Source organism: Mesorhizobium sp. 01N446, assembly GCF_056399285.1.
Genome location: NZ_JBFTRA010000010.1, coordinates 120413 through 137461, shown reverse-complemented (window position 1 = coordinate 137461; position 17049 = coordinate 120413). Strand labels below are relative to the sequence as shown.

The following is a 17049-nucleotide window of genomic DNA, read 5'->3' as shown; positions in this document are numbered from 1 at the left end:
ACGTCCCGCAGGCCACCACCCTCAAGCGCAATCAGGTCTTGTATTGCCGACGAAAACCGAGCGGGCTGCAGTCCGTCTCACGCTTGAAGAACTTGGCGAAGTTGGTTGCCTCCTCGAACCCCAGGCCCTCTGCGATGAGGTAAATGGGTCTGTCGGTATGGACCAGCAGCCGTTTTGCCTCGAGGGCGATACGAGCCGTGATGACACTCTTGGCGCTCCGGCCGGTGGCTTCCAGCGCCGCCCGGGTCAGGCTCTTCTGCGTGCAACCCAGGGCCGCTGCATAGGCGGATACCTGATGCCAGCCGGCATAGTTCTGTTCGACCAGCTTGCGAAATTTGGCAAATCGCTGCACTGCCAGGCTCCGTGCCTCGGCAGTATCCACCTCCCGATCCTGTAGGATAGTGAGGCGTAGAAGCAGCGCGCAAAGCTGGTAGCGCAGCAGAGCGTGCACATCCTTGGCCACGGCATCGATCGCCGCATCGAGCTGCATCCTGGTGATGACCTCGCTGACAGCATGAAAATCCGCAGCCGACAGCGATAGATGATCTGGTAGCCGGTCGAGACCGAGAGCCGGCAGCAGATCGGCGGTCGTCTGCGTCTCCGACGGCAGGAACTCCGCCCGGAACAGCACCATCCATCCGTCCCATCCCTCATCGCTGCCAAAGCTGTGAACCTGGCCCGGCCTGAGCACGAGGAGCGAGCCGGCCGAGCAGGTGACCGGCTGGAAGTCCACCAACTGGGTCACTTCACCTTCTGTGAGGCAGATCAGCGTGTGGAAGGAATAGTGGTACAGCGCGAGGATTTCGGCCCGGGTGACCCGACCGCGCAAGTCGGAAAAACGGAAGATCTCGACGTCGAGGTCGCGGGCGCGCGGGCGGTAGGCGAGTTGATCTACCTTTGTCCTGTTCTTCGCCATGACCGTCTTCGCCCGTCAGCACCGAAGTCCATTAAGTATCAGATTTCGGCTCGCATCAACCACGACAGCAAGGTGTAGTACTCGTTATTATCACTTTATGAACGGCGCGGTTCATATCGCGGCAGCCCCAAGATCCACAATGAGAGACAGAAAATGACCAATATAAATATCGCAAAGAGCTACATCAAAGCCGTCCAGACCGGCGACCAGGCCGCGCTTGGCGGTTTGCTTTCCCCGCAGGTGATTTGGCATCAGCCCGGCGCCAACCAGTTCTCGGGCACCAAGAACGGCATTGCCGAATTTGGCGCCATGATGGCCGCTATGATGACCAAGTCCGGCGGCAGTTTCGCGATCACCCATGCCCATCGCTATCTCGCCAACGGCAACCTGGTTGCCATCGAGATCGAGTTCGCCGGCCAGCGCGAAGGCGCCAAGGTCGACCAGCCCGGTATCGATCTGCTGCGCATTGCAGACGGCAAGATCGTCGAAGTGTGGCTGTTCTCCTCGGACCCAGAACAGGAAGACGCCTTCTGGGGCAAGTAAAGTCACCGCATCTACCGCAGCTGGGAGGAAAGTGTTCCCGCTCCTGCCACATTGGTCCCTGGAGTCGCAATGAGTGCGAACAACAAGCAGATCGTCACTACCGCCTACCAGCGAATTTTCGGTGATTTGGACGTCTCAGCAGTTGACGACTGCCTGAGCAAGGACTTCGTCCAGCACAACCCGACAATTGCTGATGGCCCCGAAGGCGTAAAGCTACTTGCACAAATGCTTGCTTCGCAAGGAGTCCAGAAACAGAAAATCGAGTTCAAGCATGTGGTTGCCGACGGCGACATCGTCATTATTCATTCTCGCTACGAGATGGCGGGAAAGGAATGGAGATTTATCGACATCTATCGCGTCGAGAACGGCAAGCTGGCCGAGCACTGGGATGCGATGATGCCAATGCCCGAGACGCGCGCAAACAACAATCCAATGTTCTAGGGCGAAGAATCACGTGAATACTGATGAGGCTGCCGCTGCCGCCGCAGTTCGTTGCTGCGGCGATATCTGCGGCATGAGGTAGAGTTATTCAGACTGAGGCCAAGAGCCTCATCCAGGCATCGAAGATGCCCCTCGATCGCCTTCGCTCGTCGAAGGCGATGCGCTCAGCGTCTCAACTGCGGGCGGCTGCTTGCGCCGGGTTCGCGTCGGGCTGCCGGCATGCGGCAGTCGATCTCGTCGTCCGACAAGTCCTTGAGCAATTTCAAGCTCCTGCCGTGGCGGGCGCCGTCAACGAGGATCGCGCGTTTGCCGCGATGTTCGACGGACAGGCGTCGGGCGATGATGGCTGCCGCATGATCTCTGGGCTGTGCTTGTTGGTGTCGCAAAACCCGTGCAGCCGGCGTTCGCGGCCACGGATCCTGTTCGCGAAAACACGCTGGTTACGGCCGATCGGGAACACTCGATTGGCCGCTATCAATCGGGCATTGCAGCGTTCCGCTTTCCGGGAGAAGCGATCGTTTCTTCCTCAAGCAGCGTGCTCAAAGTTTAAAGGTCTGCCAAATTCGCCGTACTAGTTTCGAGGAAAATGTAGCAAAAAAGTACGGCAGAAATTTCGCTAAGCTATTGATAATGCGTGGTGATCCCGACAGGAATCGAACCTGTGACCTACAGATTAGGAATCTGCCGCTCTATCCTACTGAGCTACGGGACCACGCGGTCCGACACATAACCGCTTCGGACCGTTTCGCCAAGAGGCCGACCGCATGCAATCGGCCGGCCTTCTGGCAATAAACTTCAGGCGGCCAGCGCGGTTTCCGCCAGTTTCACCCAGTAGCTCATGCCGTGCGGAATGGCCTCGTCGTTGAAATCGTAGGCCGGGTTGTGAAGACCGGCGGTGTCGCCATTGCCGATGAAGATGAAGGCGCCGGGGCGGGCTTCCAGCATGTAGGAGAAATCCTCGCCGCCCATCACCGGCTGGATGCCGCGGTGGACATGGGCGTCACCGGCGACGTTGGCCGCGATATCGCTTGCAAACACCGTCTCTTCGGCATGGTTGAAGGTCACGGGGTAGTTCGCCTGGTAGTCGACCTCGATCTTGGCGCCGAAAGCGGTCGCCAGCCCGTCGCAGATGGTGCGGATGCGCTCTTCCGATTTCTTGGCGATTTCCTTGCGCAAGGTGCGCACGGTGCCGGCGATCTCGGCCGATTCCGGAATGATGTTGTAGGCGTCGCCGGCATGGAACTTGGTCACAGAGACCACCACGGCCTCGACCGGATCGGTGCTGCGCGAGGCGATCGTCTGCAGCGCGCCGACCAGTTGGCTGGTGATGACGATCGGATCGATCGTGCCGTGCGGCATGGCGGCATGGCCGCCCCGGCCTTTCACGGTGATGGTGAATTCGGCCGTCGCGGCCATGATCGGGCCCGGGCGGATGGCGAACTGGCCGACCGGCAGGCCCGGCATGTTGTGCATGCCGAACACTTTTGCGATGTCGAATCGCTCCATCATGCCGTCCTTGACCATTTCGTTGCCGCCGCCGCCGCCTTCCTCCGCCGGCTGGAAGATGACCGCCACGGAGCCAGCGAAATTGCGCGTCTCGGCGAGGTATTTGGCCGCACCCAAAAGCATCGCCGTGTGGCCGTCATGGCCGCAGGCGTGCATCTTGCCGGGAACGGTCGAGGCATAGGGCTTGCCAGTGATCTCGTTGAGCGGCAGCGCATCCATGTCGGCGCGCAGGCCGATGGTGGCGCCTTCACCCTGGCGGCCGCGAATGATGCCGACGACGCCGGTCTTGCCGAGGCCGGTGACCACATCGTCGCAACCGAACTCCTTCAGCTTTTCGGTGACGAAAGCCGCCGTCTTGAAGACATCGAAATTCAGCTCCGGTGTCTGGTGCAGATGCCGGCGCCAGCCGGCGACTTCGTCCTGCATTTCAGCGGCGCGGTTCAGGATTGGCATGATGGTTCCATTCGTTGTTGGAGCAGCCGGCTTCAGCCTGGTGTTTTGCAATTGTGCCCGGGTTTTACAATTGTGCCCGGGGTTTTGGAATTGTGATTGTCAGGCACTTTGCCATGTTGGCGTCACATAGGCTAAATAGCACCGCACCGATGCGGTCCGTTTTTTGAGGGTCGGACCTATTCTGCTGGCGGTCGCGTAACGAAATCTTACGGAGCCAGGGGCAATCAGGGCAAGAGGCGATTTCGGATTAGATCATGCGGCACAGGCATTTCCTCAAACTATTCTCGGCTGGCGCAATCATGCTGTCGGTCCTGGCTGGATCGGCGCTGGCCAATCCGGTGGTTGTCTTCGACCTGAAGAACGGCCAGATCCTGCAGCATCAGGATGCCTTCAAACGCTGGTATCCGGCCTCGCTCAGCAAGCTGATGACCGCCTATGTGACCTTCCGTGCGATCGCGGCCGGCGAGGTCCAGCTCGATTCGCCGATCAAGGTGACCAAGCATTCCGCCGGCGAGCCGCCAAGCAAGATGGGTTTCAAGCCGGGCTCGGTGATGCGGCTCGACAATGCGCTGAAGATGATGCTGGTCAAATCGGCCAACGACATCGCCATGGCGGTCGGTGAGAATGTCGGCGGCTCACAGGCCGCCTTCGCCGAAAGGATGAATGCCGAGGCGGCCCGGCTCGGCATGAACGGCACCCATTTCGTCAACCCGAACGGCCTTTATTCGCCCGACCAGTACACGACGGCGCGCGACCTTTCGGTCCTGGTGATGGCGATCCGCCGCGAGTTTCCGCAATATGCGTCGTGGTTCTCGATCGAAGGTCTCGCCGTCGGCAAGAAGGCCATTCCGAACTACAATCTCCTGATCGGCCGCTATCCCGGCGCCGATGGCATGAAGACGGGCTTCGTCTGCCCTTCCGGCTTCAACATGATCGGTTCGGCGACGCGCAACGGCCGTACGCTGGTCGCGGTCGTGCTTGGCGAGAAGTCGGCGGTCAGCCGTGCCGAGGCCGCGGCAAAACTGCTCGACCAGGGGTTCGACACGCAAGCCGCCGGCTCGGCCACCGTTGCGACGCTGGCGCCTTATGGCGACACGGTCTCGCCCAACGACATGCATGACGAGGTTTGCAAGAAGAAGACGCCGGAGGAGCAGTCCGAGGCGCCGCCTGCGGCTGCCGTCAAGGACGCGCCGAAATCGCCCTATCAGGAAAAGCTCGACCATGTGCCGACGCTGGTTGCCGTCGGCCTCGGCGGCGCGACGGGCCCGGCACCCAAGGCGATGCTCGACCAGGGCGGCCAGGAATATGCCGACGTGCCGATCCCGAGCTGGCGGCCCGACAAGCCGGTACCGGCTGGCACCGGCCCGAAAGTGGTGGGTACCGCAGCGCAAGGCGACCAGCCGGTCAAGGTCGCGAACTGACCTGATGAGCGGATTCCCGATCCCCGTCTCGGTGCTGACCGGCTTCCTTGGAGCGGGCAAGACGACGCTGCTCAACCGGCTGCTGAAAGACCCGGCGCTCGCCGACACGGCGGTCATCATCAACGAATATGGCGAGGTGGCGATCGACCATCTGCTGGTGGAGCAGGCTTCCGACGGCATCATCCAGCTTTCCGACGGCTGCCTGTGCTGCACCGTGCGCGGCGAACTGGTCGACACGCTGGCCGACCTGGTCGACCGGCTGCAGACCGGCCGCATCGCCCGGCTTGCCCGCGTCATCGTCGAGACCACGGGACTGGCCGACCCGGCGCCGGTGCTGCAGTCGATCATGGCGCATCCGGCGCTCGTCCAGGCTTTTCGGCTCGACGGCGTCATCACGTTGGTCGACGCGGTCAACGGGAACGCCACGCTCGACGGCCATGTCGAGGCGGTCAAGCAGGTCGCCGTCGCCGACCGTATCGTGCTCAGCAAGGCCGACCTGGCGACCGATGCCGGCGACCTCGATACGCTGCGCTCGCGCCTGCGGCAGATCAATCCGGGCGCCGAACTGCTCGGTGCCGGCAATTCAACAACGGGTGTGGCGGCGCTGTTTGACTGCGGCCTCTACAATCCCGCCACCAAATCCGCAGACGTGCGCCGCTGGCTCGGCGAGGAAGCGGCACATGATCACGACCATCACCATGACGGTCATGACCACGGGCATAGTCATGATCACAGTCATGACCATGGCCATCGCCACGATCAGCGCGTGCGTTCCTATTCGCTGGTCCATGACGGTCCGGTGCCGTTTTCGGCAATAGAGATGTTCCTCGACCTGTTGCGTTCGACGCATGGCGAGAAACTGCTGCGCATGAAGGGTGTGATCGAACTCAGCGAAGATCCGTCACGCCCGCTGGTCATCCACGGCGTGCAGAAGATCCTGCATCCGCCGGCAAGGCTGCCCGCCTGGCCGGACGGCCAGCGCGGCACGCGGCTGGTGCTGATCACGCTTGACATGCCGGAAGACTATGTGCGCCGGCTGTTCGCCGCCTTCACCAACCGGCCGTCGATCGACACACCCGACCGTGCGGCACTGGAAAACAATCCGCTGGCGATCGCCGGAAGATAGCGTTTACATCGAATTCAGGCGGTCTCGCCGCGCTCGACCAGGAATCGGTGGCCGCCTGACATCGCGGCCGTTTCAACCAGCTGGTGACCGGCGTCCGCGCAGAAGGCGGGAATATCGATGACGGCGAGCGGATCGGTGGTCTCGAGCCAGAGCCGGCTGCCCGGCTCCATCCCGGCCAGGCGCTTCTTTGCCTTCAGTACCGGCAAAGGGCAATTCAGCCCTTTCAGGTCGTAGATAGCGGTATCCCTGGCCAAGACCAAGCTCAGCCGCCGAACATGCCGAGCAGCTTGTTCTTCAGCTTTGTCACCCGGCTCTCATCGGCGCTCGCTGCCTGCGTTTCGGCTTCCGGCGCGGCCGCCGCCGGGGCGGCGATGGTGGCGGTGGCGACCGGGGCTTCCTTGGCGGCCTTGGCTGCTTCCTTTGCCGCCACGGCTTGCGCCTTGGCCGCTTCCTTTTCGGCCAGCGCCTGTGCCTTTGCGGCCGCCTTGGCCTGCTTGGCGGCCTCTATGGTGGCCAGCCTCTGTTCCTCGGCCTTCTGCTTGGCGGCTTTTTCGGCCTCCAGTGCCGCCATCTTGCGGCCGGCGGGCGAATCGATGCGGCCCATGCGCGCCGTCTCGGTCACCGAGCCGTCGGAATTGAGCGAAGGCGGATCGATCGGCACGCGCTCGCCGCGCGCCCGGCGCTTCGACCAGTCGGAGACGATGCTGGCTTCCTTGACGCCGGCGATGGTCGGCTTCGGCGGCGGCACACTTGCCTTGAGCGCGCTGTTGAAGGCCGCGTCGTAGCTGCTCTGATAGGCGTTGTAGGCGCTCTTCAGCGAATCCGGCTGGGTGGTTGCCGGGCACGGTCCGGTCGGATCGAAGGTCTGGCCATCGGCGGCGACCTGGTTGAAGACGTAGCGCTTCTCGCAGACGTCGACCTTCGGCGGAACCTTGGTGACCTCGAAATTGTCGTAGCCGACCTTCAGCATCTTCCAGAACTCGTAGTTCGGGTCGTTGCGGTAGCGCGCCATGTTGGCGGCGGTCATGCGGAACGGAAAGGCCTGGACCTGGAATTCCGTCTGCCCACCCTGGAAGGCGTCGCGGCCGAAGGCATAGATCTGCTCGATCTGCGCGTCGGTCATCGAATAGCAGCCCGAGGACGAACAGGCGCCGTGCACCATCAAATTCTGGCCGGTGCGGCCATTGGCGCGGTCATAGGCGTTTGGAAAACCGATGTTGAAGGACAGGTGGTAGTTGGAGCGCGGATTCATCTGCGACGGGCGGACCGTGTAGAAGCCTTCCGGCGCCTGGCGGTCGCCTTCGGTGTATTTGGGACCCAGCTTGCCCGACCATTTGCAGATGTCGTAGCTCGCGACCATGTCGTAGCGGCCATTGGTCTTGGCCTTCCAGATCTCGAGCTTGCCCTCTTCCTTGAAGATGCGTGCCATCACCGAGGAGGTGCGCACCATGCCCTTGGCCTTCATGTCGGCCAGGATCTTGTCCGGCAGCGGCTTGTTGGCTTCAGGGGCAAAGTCCTTCATCGACGAATCATTGCAGCCGGCGACGGCTATCGAGGCGACGAGGACTCCGGTGCGGGCGAGCTTGGCAAACATGGATACGGCTATGTCTTTTCCCTCGGGCCAATGGCTTCGAAACTGCCGAGCCCGTATGCTGAACACCGACGGACCGTAAGCCCGTTAACCTTGAAAATTCCTTACCGCAAGCTTCGACCAACCCCTCACGGCAATTTCATTGACGCGAATCCGGCGGCATTTTTGTGGCGAAATTGCTCATTGCCGCCATATTGCCGCGAGGGAGGGGTTCCGACGGCCTTGTTCCGCCGTCAGAGGACCGTCAGAGGCTGCGGCCCATCGCCAGATATTTCTCGCGGCGCTGTTCGCGGAAGTCGGTGTTGGCGCCGGCAAATTCCTTCATTGTCTTGGCGATGAGGTCGCCGGTCGCGGCAATCACCGTTTCGGGCGCGCGCTGGGCGCCGCCCATCGGCTCGGGAATGATGCCGTCGATGATCTTCAATTGCAGAAGATCCTGCGCGGTGATCTTCATATTGGTCGCCGCATCCTTCAAGCGGGTGGTGTCGCGCCACAGGATCGAGGCTGCCCCTTCAGGCGAAATCACCGAATAGATGGCATGTTCGAGCATGTAGACGCGGTTGGCGGTGGCGATGGCGATGGCGCCGCCCGAACCGCCTTCGCCGATGACCACCGAGATCGACGGCACTTTCAGGCCAAGGCAGGCTGAGGTCGAGCGCGCGATGGCTTCGGCCTGGCCACGTTCCTCCGCACTGACGCCGGGATAGGCGCCAGCGGTGTCGACCAACGTCAGAAGCGGGATCTTGAAACGATCGGCAAGCTCCATCAAACGCACCGCCTTGCGGTAGCCTTCGGGGCGCACGGAACCGAAATTGTGTTTCAGGCGGCTCGTCGTGTCCGAACCCTTTTCCTGGCCGATGATCGCAATCGGCTCGCCGCGAAAGCGGGCAAAGCCACCGACGATCGCCTGGTCATCGCCGAAATTGCGGTCGCCGGCCAGCGGCGTGAAATCGCTGAACAGGCCCTTGATGTAGTCGACGCAGTGCGGCCTGTCGGAATGGCGTGCCACCTGCACCTTCTGCCATGGTGTCAGGGCCTTGTAGAGTTCGCGCAGCGCGTCGTGGGAACGCTTCTCCAGCCTGGCGATCTCATCGGCGACATCGACCGCCTCGCCATTCTCGGCAAGCTTCTTGAGCTCGAGGATCTTGAGCTCCAGATCCTGCACCGGCTTTTCGAAATCGAGGTAATTATACATGCTTGGGCGGACCGATATTTCGGAAGGCAAGGACTGCGGAACCCTTGAAACCAAGGCTCCCGGCGGTGAAATGTCGTCCTCACATAGCGATATGAGGCCTAGTCGGCAAGCGGATGATGATCGTTGACCAGCCGCACCAGCCGCTCCTCCAGCACATGGGTGTAAATCTGTGTCGTCGATATGTCGGCATGGCCAAGCAGCTGCTGCACCGCCCTGAGATCGGCGCCGTTCTGCAGGAGATGGCTGGCGAAAGCATGGCGCAGCACATGCGGCGATATCTTGGCCGAGGCGATGCCGGCTCGTGCCGCCAGCCCTTTCAGGTCGCGGGCAAAGACCTGGCGCGAGAGATAGCCGCTGTCGGAGGCAGCCGGAAACAAAAACGGGCTTTCGGCGAAAGCGGGCACTGCGGTCCGGGCGGCAAGCCAGGCGCGCATTGCCGTGCGCGCCTTGGCCGACAGCGGCACCATGCGCTCCTTGTCACCCTTGCCGCGCACCATGAAGAAACGGTCGTCGCGCTGCGCAACCGTCACCGGCAGACCGACCAGTTCGGAAACGCGCAGGCCGGTGGCGTAAAGCACCTCGACCAGCGCGTGAAGGCGAAGCGCTGCCAGCCTGTCGCTGTAGCCGAGCCCGGCATCGCCGGCTTCCACAGCGGCGCGGTCGATCAGCCGGCCGGTGTCGGCCTCGCTCATCGTCTTGGGCAGCGGTCGGCCCTTTTTCGGGCTGTCCAGTGTGCCGGTCGGGTCATCGGTGCGCAGGCCTTCGGCGTAGAGGAATTTGAAGAACTGGCGGATCGCCGACAGTTTGCGCGCCTGCGAGGTCGGCGCGAAGCCGCGCGCGGCGATGTCGTCGAGATAGGCGCGGATATCGGCGGCACCTGCACCGGCAAGTCCGCCATCGATCTCGGTGGAAGCGTCTTCGAGGTCGCGTCGGTATGAGGACAGCGTGTTTTCGGCGGCGCCGCGCTCGGCGCTCATCATTTCCAGGAAGGCCTCGATGCGGGCGGCGCTGTTCATCCTTGGGGATCGGTTTTCTTCAGGTCAGTTTTTCTTGGGGTTCAGCTTTTCCGGCGGGATGCGCACGCTCATCTCCGCTTTTTTCGGCTCGACGAACATCACCAGCGCGAACATCGTACCATAGGCAATGCCGGCCAGAATCGCGAGGGTCACGACAAAGCGAAACAGTGTCGGCATCAATTTTCGCCCGTCTTCTTGTTCTGCGTTTCCAAACCCTGTGCCCTTATGGGACGCCAATCCGGCCAATTCAAGGAAGAAGCGGAGGCCTGTTAGCAACTTCTGATGCGGGTTTCCCCCGGCAGATATAGGCTTGCCCGTGCTCGGCACGCTTGACGCAAACCGGCTTTTCATGTCGATACGCCGGCAAAGAGGGCCCAAGAAACAGCTGATGACCCAGGCAAATCCTCCAGGCGAGAGCCACTCAGCGCTGCTTGGCCGACTGGGCAGCCGGTCGATCGTCTTTGTCGGCCTGATGGGCGCAGGCAAGACGGCGATCGGGCGCAAGCTGGCGACGATGCTTTCGCTGCCTTTCATCGACAGCGACCAGGAGATCGAAAGCGTCTCGCGCATGACCGTGCCGGAGCTGTTCGAACGCTATGGTGAGACCGAGTTCAGGGCCCTGGAACAGCGCGTGATCCTGCGCGTGCTGGAAAATGGCCCGCAGGTGCTTTCGACCGGCGGCGGCGCCTTCATGAACGCGCAGACGCGCGAGGCGATCGCCGCGCATGGCGTGTCGGTGTGGCTGAAGGCGGAGCTCGATCTTCTGATGGAGCGGGTTTCGAAGAAGCAAAACCGGCCGCTGTTGAAAAGTGCTGACCCCCGCGCCGTGCTGGAGCGGCTGATGGGCGAGCGCTACCCGGTCTACGCGACATCGGATGTTACCGTGCCGACCCGCGACGACCGCAAGGAAGTTATCGCGGCGGAGGTGCTGGACGCACTGTGCCGGCATTTCGGCATCGATGAGATTGCAGCGACGGGAGAGGTCGAATCGTGAGAGCGGATCAGCCAGTCACCGTCGAAGTCGGGCTTGGCGACCGGGCCTACGACATATTGATCGGTTCAGGCCTTTTGTCACGCGCGGGCGAGGAGATTTCGCGCCGGCTGCCGGGTACGCGCGCCGCTGTGGTCACCGACGAGAATGTCGCCGCCGCGCATCTCGATACGCTGAAGACAGGGCTCGAGAAGGGCGGGATCCAGCCAACCGTCATCACGTTGCCGCCTGGCGAGAAGACCAAGAGCTTTGCCCATCTCGAAGAGGTCGTCGACGGCATTCTGGCCGCCAGGCTGGAGCGCGGCGATGTCGTCATCGCGCTGGGCGGCGGCGTCATCGGCGATCTCACCGGCTTTGCCGCCGGCATCGTGCGGCGCGGCATGAATTTCGTGCAGATCCCGACCTCGCTGCTGGCGCAGGTCGATTCCTCGGTCGGCGGCAAGACCGGCATCAACAGCCCGCGCGGCAAGAACCTTGTCGGTGTCTTCCTGCAGCCCAGGCTGGTGCTGGCCGACACGGAAGTGCTCGACACGCTGCCGATCCGCGAATTCCGCGCCGGCTATGCTGAACTTGCCAAATACGGGCTGATCGACCGGCCGGAATTCTTCGCCTGGCTGGAGGCGAACTGGGAAAAGGTGTTCGCCGGCGGACCGGAGCGGGCGCAGGCGATTGCCGAAGCCTGCCGCGCCAAGGCCGATGTCGTCGCACGCGACGAGTTCGAGACCGGCGATCGGGCACTGCTCAATCTCGGCCACACATTCGGCCATGCGCTCGAAGCCGCTACGCAGTATGACGGCGCCCGGCTCGTCCATGGCGAAGGGGTCGCCATCGGCATGGCGCTGGCGCATCGGTTTTCCTCGCGGCTCAATCTGGCCAGCCCCGACGACGCGGCGCGCGTCGAGGCGCATCTGCGCGCCGTCGGCCTGCCCTGGCGGATGTCCGATATTCCAGGCGAATTGCCCGATGCCGAAGCGCTGCTTTCATTCATCACGCAGGACAAGAAGGTGTCGCGCGGGGCGCTGACCTTCATCCTGACGCGCGGCATCGGCCAGGCTTTCATTGCCAAGGACGTGCCGGCTTCGGAAGTGCTGTCGTTCCTCAGGGAAAACCATCCAGCCAACCGGAAAGCCGACTGAGATGGGCAACGAGACGGGTTGGGTCGTCGTCGCCGTCCTTGCCATCCTCATCCTCCTGGTTGTTGCCGTGCGCACGCGCCTTCTCGCCATGTTCGGCTACGAGCTTTCGCGCATCGAGCCGCAGCGCTCCAGCCAGGACGAGTTGCGCGGCGCGGTCGACGATTTTCGCCGCGACGGCCAGGTGGTGCGCGAGGACCGCGACCGTATCGGCGGCCTGTTCGATCTCGAAGAGCTCGAAGTCTCCGACATCATGGTCCACCGCACCAATATGCGCTCGGTCAATGCCGACAATGCGCCGGAGGCGGTGGTGCGCGAGATCCTGCAGAGCCCGCACACACGCATGCCGCTGTGGAAGGGCTCGCTCGACAACATTGTCGGCGTACTGCACGCCAAGGATCTGCTGCGTGCGCTGAACGAAGTCGGCAACGACTTTTCCAAGATCGACGTGATGAAGATCGCCTCGAAGCCCTGGTTCGTGCCCGACACCACGACGCTGCAGGAACAGCTCAATGCCTTCCTGCGCCGCAAGGCGCATTTTGCCGTCGTCGTCGACGAATATGGCGAGGTCGAGGGTCTGGTGACGCTGGAGGACATCATCGAGGAGATCGTCGGCGAGATCGCCGACGAGCACGATGTCGACATCCAGGGCGTCAAGCAGGAGGCCGACGGCTCCGTCGTGGTCGACGGCAATGTGCCGATCCGCGACCTGAACCGGGCGCTCGACTGGAACCTGCCGGACGAGGAAGCGACGACGATTGCCGGCCTCGTCATCCACGAGGCGCAGTCGATCCCCGAGGAAAAGCAGGCCTTTACCTTCCACGGCAAGCGCTTCATCGTCATGAAGCGCGACAAGAACCGCATCGCCCGGTTGAGGATCAGGCCGGTCGCATAGCGCCGTCACAGGCCACGTTACCGATCCTTCATTGGAACTCCGCCGCGCCATGGTGCATTTTGCGCCGGGCGGTCAGGAGAAGATGATGATCGATCGGCGAACCCTGCTTCTGGCTTCGATGGCGGCCTTTCTGCCGGTCGCGACGTTCGCGCGCCAATCCTCGCCATCACCCAAAACTTTCGACTACGGTCCGGCCAAGCTCGACATCTATGCGCCCGATGGCGCCAGCGGCCTGCCGGTCGTCTTCTTCGTCCATGGCGGGGCCTGGGAATTCGGCAAACGCAGCCAGGTTGGCGCAAAGCCGGCCTTCCTGCTCGCCAACGGCTTCTGCTTCGTCTCGATCGACTATCGCATGCTGCCTGAGGCCGATGTCGCCACCCAGGCCAATGACGTGGAAAAGGCCTATGCCTATGTCAGGGCCAACATCGCGGCGCATGGCGGCGACCCCAACCGCATTGTCGGTATGGGCCATTCGGCCGGCTGCCACCTGATCGCGCTGACCGGTATGCGCGGCGGACTGCCTGGCGTCGCCGGGCTGCTGCTCGACGACACCAGGGCCTATAATCTCGTAGCGCTTCAGAAGAACGGCGGCATGGTGCGAGCCTATGCGCGCGTCTTTTCCGACCCCTCGCAATGGGCGGCACTGTCGCCGGCGAGCTATGTCGATGGCCGCAAGCATCCGCCGACCTTCATCGCTTATTCGGGAGCGTCAGGCCGTGGCGAGGAGTCGAAGGCCTTTGCCGAGCGCCTGCGCGCCACCGGGACCAAAGTCACCCTGTTCGACGGCAGCGCGTACACGCACATGTCGATCAATCACGATTTCGGCAGGGATGGCGACGCGCTGACCGCCGCCGCGCTGGCATTCCTGAAATCGACGGCCGGTTGATCGCGGCCGATTTCCACTCGCCCATCGCTGTCACTGGCTCATGCCAAAAGCAGCGGCGGGATATTGCCGTGCGGACATCCGTGAGTGCAATTGCTTCATCTGCCGGTTTTTGACGCAATTCCGCTGATCGCCGGATGGGAGAGAAATGCATGAATGGCGCCGATGTGCTGTGCGACGTGCTGCTGGCCAATGACGTGAAGGTCTGCTTTGCCAATCCTGGCACCTCCGAAATGCACTTCGTCGCCGCGCTCGACCGCAAGCCCGAGATGCGTTGCGTGCTCGGTCTGTTCGAGGGCGTGGTGACGGGTGCGGCCGACGGCTATGCGCGCATGACCGACCGCCCGGCCGCGACGCTGCTGCACACCGGCCCTGGCCTGGCCAATGGGCTGGCCAACATGCACAATGCCCGGCGTGCGCTCAGCCCGATGATCAACATCGTCGGCGACCACGCCTCCTATCACTTGCCGCTCGACGCGCCGCTGACCAGCGACATCGAAGGTTTGGCGGCGCCGATGTGCAACTGGGTTCGCCGCATCGCCGGGCCAGAAGACGTCCAGCCGGCCACGGAGGCGGCCTTTCGCGCCTCGCTGACGCCGCCGGGCGTCACCACGCTGATCCTGCCGGCGGATGCCGCCTGGGGCGATGCTGCCCCGGCGTCGCCCGGCAAGGTCGTGCTTTCACCGCCGCCCGAGGTCGACATGGATGCGGTACGCGAGACCGCCGCGGCGATCCGTGCCGCTCAGGGCCGTGTCGGCATGATCGTGCGTGGCCGGGCGGCACGTGCGGATGCGCTCGAGATCGCCGGCCAGATCTCGACGGCCTGCGACGTTCGCCTGTTCGGCGAGGTCCTGATCGCGCGCATGCAACGCGGGCGCGGGCGCGTTGCGCCGACACGCGTCCCCTATCCGATCGATGCGGCGACGGCGCTGCTCGCGGATATCGACGTGCTTGTACTGGTCGGCGGCAAGGAGCCGGTCGCCTTCTTCGCCTATCCGGGAAAACCGGGACGGCTCGTCCGCGACGACTGCCGGGTGCTGACGCTGGCCGCCCATGGGCAGGACCTCCATGCGGCGCTGGAGGCGCTGCGCGACGAACTCGGCGTCAAACCATCGCAACAGGCTGACTTCGCAACCGCTTTTCCTGACGAGGCTGCGCCGAGCGGCGGGCTGACGGAGGATGCCATCGCGCTGTCGGTGGCGCGCAAGCTGCCGGACAATGCGATCGTCTGCGACGAAGCGGTCACCTCGGCCAGGCGTTTCTTCGCCCTGTCGGCTTTTGCCGCGCCGCATGACTACATGATGGGCACCGGCGGATCGATCGGCGGCGGCATCCCGATGGCGACAGGAGCGGCAATCGCCTGTCCCGACCGCAAGGTGATCAATCTGGAGGCCGATGGCAGCGGCATGTACACGGTGCAGGGCCTGTGGACGCAGGCGCGGGAAAATCTCGACGTGGTGACGGTCGTCTTTTCCAATCGAACCTACGCGATCCTGCATGGCGAGATGAAGAATGTCGGCGTCAATGCGATCGGCGAGAATGCCAGGCGCATGCTCGACCTCGACCATCCGGCGCTGGACTGGGTGTCGCTGGCCAAGGGCATGGGTGTGGAGGCCGCACGGGCCGACACCTGCCAGCGGTTCGACGCGCTGCTGGACAGCGCCTTGTCGCGGCGCGGGCCGTTCCTGATCGAAGCGGTGATCTGACGGCCCAGCCGAGGCGGGCGGATCCGACCTACCAGCGCGTCTTTTCGCCGGGCGCCGCCGGTTCGATCGCCAGCGCATGCACGCCAGCCTTCAATTCGTCGGCGAGCAGGTCGTTGACGGCGCGGTGGCGGTCGATGCGGCTCATGCCGGCAAAGGCGGACGAGACGACGCGGACGCGAAAATGCGTCTCGCCGGTGCCGTCATAAGCGCCGTGATGGTCCGAGCCGTGGTGGTGGTGGCCGGCGTGGAGATGGCTTTCGTTGATGATGACCAGCCGCTCGGGCGAAAATGCCTTGTTGAGCTTGTCTTCCATGGTCGCCTGTATGGACATTGCCGTCTCCATTCACCACATATGGCTGGCGCGCCAGCCTGGGGCCGCGTCAGCGCGCAACTAAATCCGCCATTCGCCTGCTTTATGCCGCGATTCAGCGGTTAGGGCGATGATCGCGAAAATGTCAATTCTTGTTTCGCATCTGCGAACGCCCCATAAATGGGTGAGATGAAGCCGTATCCCAAATATTTCGAGAAGATTCGCATCCGCCCGGAGAAGGATGCGGAGCTGAAGTCGCACTCGCCGATCTGCCAGTGGGATGGCTGCAAGGAGCCGGGCACCCATCGCGCGCCGGTCGGGCGCATGAAGGAGGGCGAGTATTTCCGCTTCTGCTTCGACCACGTGCGCGAGTACAACAAGGGCTTCAACTATTTTTCCGGCGTGCCGGACACCGAGGTTGCGCGCTTCCAGAAGGAAGCCATGACCGGCCATCGGCCGACCTGGAAGATGGGCGTCAACGGCGCCTCGACGCGCTCCTCTCCCGGTATGGCGTCACCCGATATGGCGCAGATGCGCTCCGGCCGCGCCGGCTATTACAACCGCATGCGCGACCCGTTCGACCTGTTCAAGGGGCCGAAGGATCCGCGCGAGGCGCGCGAGCGCAAGGCCAAGCCGCTTGAGGCCAAGGCGCTGGAAACGCTTGGCCTTGATACAAAGGCGACTGGCAAGGATATCAAGGCGCGCTATAAGGWACTGGTGAAACGTCACCATCCGGATGCGAATGGTGGCGACAGAGGTTCGGAAGACCGGTTCCGCGATGTGCTGCAGGCCTATCGCGTGCTCAAACAGGCGGGCCTGTGCTGAGCGACCCTACGGTTTGTGTCGTTTTCCAACTTTCATAAGGTTGGAAAAGGCTCTAAGACCGCCCCCGAACAAAATCGATTGCCGGCGAAACGGGACGT

Annotated in this window: 18 protein-coding genes and 1 tRNA gene; 10 read left to right on the top strand and 9 right to left on the bottom strand. The window is 63.0% G+C overall.

Features of this window, described 5'->3' with window-relative positions; genetic code table 11:
- Nucleotides 1–31: 31 nt before the first annotated feature.
- Nucleotides 32–916 (bottom strand): AraC family transcriptional regulator, encoded by an 885-nt coding sequence (locus AC1DPX_RS29675; RefSeq protein ID WP_477241137.1) that lies wholly within the window; start codon nt 914–916, stop codon nt 32–34.
- 153 nt (nt 917–1069) lie between these two features.
- Here AC1DPX_RS29675 and AC1DPX_RS29670 point away from each other — a divergent pair, with 153 nt between their 5' ends.
- Nucleotides 1070–1459 (top strand): nuclear transport factor 2 family protein, encoded by a 390-nt coding sequence (locus AC1DPX_RS29670; protein ID WP_477241135.1) that lies wholly within the window; start codon nt 1070–1072, stop codon nt 1457–1459.
- Nucleotides 1460–1528: 69 nt separating this feature from the next.
- Nucleotides 1529–1900, top strand: a complete 372-nt coding sequence (locus AC1DPX_RS29665) for a nuclear transport factor 2 family protein (protein WP_477241133.1) — start codon at nt 1529–1531, stop codon at nt 1898–1900.
- Nucleotides 1901–2535: 635 nt separating this feature from the next.
- Here AC1DPX_RS29665 and AC1DPX_RS29660 read toward each other — a convergent pair.
- Nucleotides 2536–2612 (bottom strand) — tRNA-Arg (locus AC1DPX_RS29660).
- A gap of 83 nt (nt 2613–2695) precedes the next feature.
- Nucleotides 2696–3859 carry a M20 aminoacylase family protein gene (locus AC1DPX_RS29655; RefSeq protein WP_202357662.1) on the bottom strand — a complete coding sequence of 388 codons (1164 nt, stop codon included), beginning with the start codon at nt 3857–3859 and terminating at the stop codon, nt 2696–2698.
- Between the two features lie 254 nt (nt 3860–4113).
- On the opposite strand from AC1DPX_RS29655, the gene AC1DPX_RS29650 reads away from it, so the two are divergent.
- Both AC1DPX_RS29650 and AC1DPX_RS29645 read left to right on the top strand, forming a co-directional pair.
- Nucleotides 4114–5280: a D-alanyl-D-alanine carboxypeptidase family protein gene (locus AC1DPX_RS29650; RefSeq protein WP_202357663.1), complete on the top strand. Its 1167-nt coding sequence runs from the start codon at nt 4114–4116 to the stop codon at nt 5278–5280.
- Nucleotides 5281–5284: 4 nt separating this feature from the next.
- Entirely contained in the window at nt 5285–6406 is a 1122-nt protein-coding gene (locus AC1DPX_RS29645; RefSeq protein WP_477241131.1) for a CobW family GTP-binding protein, read from the top strand.
- Between the two features lie 14 nt (nt 6407–6420).
- Here the strand turns inward: AC1DPX_RS29645 and AC1DPX_RS29640 are convergent, their stop codons facing one another.
- From AC1DPX_RS29640 to AC1DPX_RS29620, 5 genes are all read right to left on the bottom strand, one after another.
- Nucleotides 6421–6660: a sulfurtransferase TusA family protein gene (locus AC1DPX_RS29640; RefSeq protein ID WP_202357665.1), complete on the bottom strand. Its 240-nt coding sequence runs from the start codon at nt 6658–6660 to the stop codon at nt 6421–6423.
- Nucleotides 6661–6668: 8 nt separating this feature from the next.
- A complete protein-coding gene (locus AC1DPX_RS29635) occupies nt 6669–8000 on the bottom strand; it encodes a L,D-transpeptidase family protein (RefSeq protein WP_477241130.1) in 1332 nt (443 codons plus the stop codon).
- A gap of 241 nt (nt 8001–8241) precedes the next feature.
- Complete coding sequence (locus AC1DPX_RS29630) at nt 8242–9192, bottom strand: acetyl-CoA carboxylase carboxyltransferase subunit alpha (protein WP_202357667.1); 951 nt, start codon at nt 9190–9192, stop codon at nt 8242–8244.
- A gap of 98 nt (nt 9193–9290) precedes the next feature.
- Complete coding sequence (locus AC1DPX_RS29625; protein ID WP_202357668.1) at nt 9291–10208, bottom strand: site-specific tyrosine recombinase XerD; 918 nt, start codon at nt 10206–10208, stop codon at nt 9291–9293.
- 24 nt (nt 10209–10232) lie between these two features.
- On the bottom strand, nt 10233–10385 hold the full coding sequence (locus AC1DPX_RS29620; RefSeq protein WP_015315495.1) for a hypothetical protein: 153 nt from the start codon (nt 10383–10385) through the stop codon (nt 10233–10235).
- 211 nt (nt 10386–10596) lie between these two features.
- Here AC1DPX_RS29620 and AC1DPX_RS29615 point away from each other — a divergent pair, with 211 nt between their 5' ends.
- The 5 genes from AC1DPX_RS29615 to AC1DPX_RS29595 all read left to right on the top strand — a co-directional run bounded on the left by AC1DPX_RS29615 (nt 10597) and on the right by AC1DPX_RS29595 (nt 15816).
- Nucleotides 10597–11202: a shikimate kinase gene (locus AC1DPX_RS29615; RefSeq protein ID WP_477241128.1), complete on the top strand. Its 606-nt coding sequence runs from the start codon at nt 10597–10599 to the stop codon at nt 11200–11202.
- Nucleotides 11199–12335 (top strand): 3-dehydroquinate synthase, encoded by a 1137-nt coding sequence (gene aroB, locus AC1DPX_RS29610; RefSeq protein WP_477241126.1) that lies wholly within the window; start codon nt 11199–11201, stop codon nt 12333–12335. The genes AC1DPX_RS29615 and aroB overlap by 4 nt, the downstream gene beginning before the upstream one ends.
- A 1-nt stretch (nt 12336) precedes the next feature.
- Nucleotides 12337–13227 (top strand): HlyC/CorC family transporter, encoded by an 891-nt coding sequence (locus tag AC1DPX_RS29605; RefSeq protein ID WP_202357671.1) that lies wholly within the window; start codon nt 12337–12339, stop codon nt 13225–13227.
- A gap of 85 nt (nt 13228–13312) precedes the next feature.
- Nucleotides 13313–14113: an alpha/beta hydrolase gene (locus tag AC1DPX_RS29600; protein ID WP_477241124.1), complete on the top strand. Its 801-nt coding sequence runs from the start codon at nt 13313–13315 to the stop codon at nt 14111–14113.
- Nucleotides 14114–14262: 149 nt separating this feature from the next.
- Nucleotides 14263–15816, top strand: a complete 1554-nt coding sequence (locus tag AC1DPX_RS29595) for an acetolactate synthase large subunit (RefSeq protein WP_477241123.1) — start codon at nt 14263–14265, stop codon at nt 15814–15816.
- Nucleotides 15817–15844: 28 nt separating this feature from the next.
- On the opposite strand, the gene AC1DPX_RS29590 is transcribed toward AC1DPX_RS29595, so the two are convergent.
- Complete coding sequence (locus AC1DPX_RS29590) at nt 15845–16147, bottom strand: BolA family protein (RefSeq protein WP_477241121.1); 303 nt, start codon at nt 16145–16147, stop codon at nt 15845–15847.
- Between the two features lie 159 nt (nt 16148–16306).
- Here AC1DPX_RS29590 and AC1DPX_RS29585 point away from each other — a divergent pair, with 159 nt between their 5' ends.
- Complete coding sequence (locus tag AC1DPX_RS29585; protein ID WP_477241119.1) at nt 16307–16951, top strand: J domain-containing protein; 645 nt, start codon at nt 16307–16309, stop codon at nt 16949–16951.
- Nucleotides 16952–17049 lie beyond the last annotated feature (98 nt).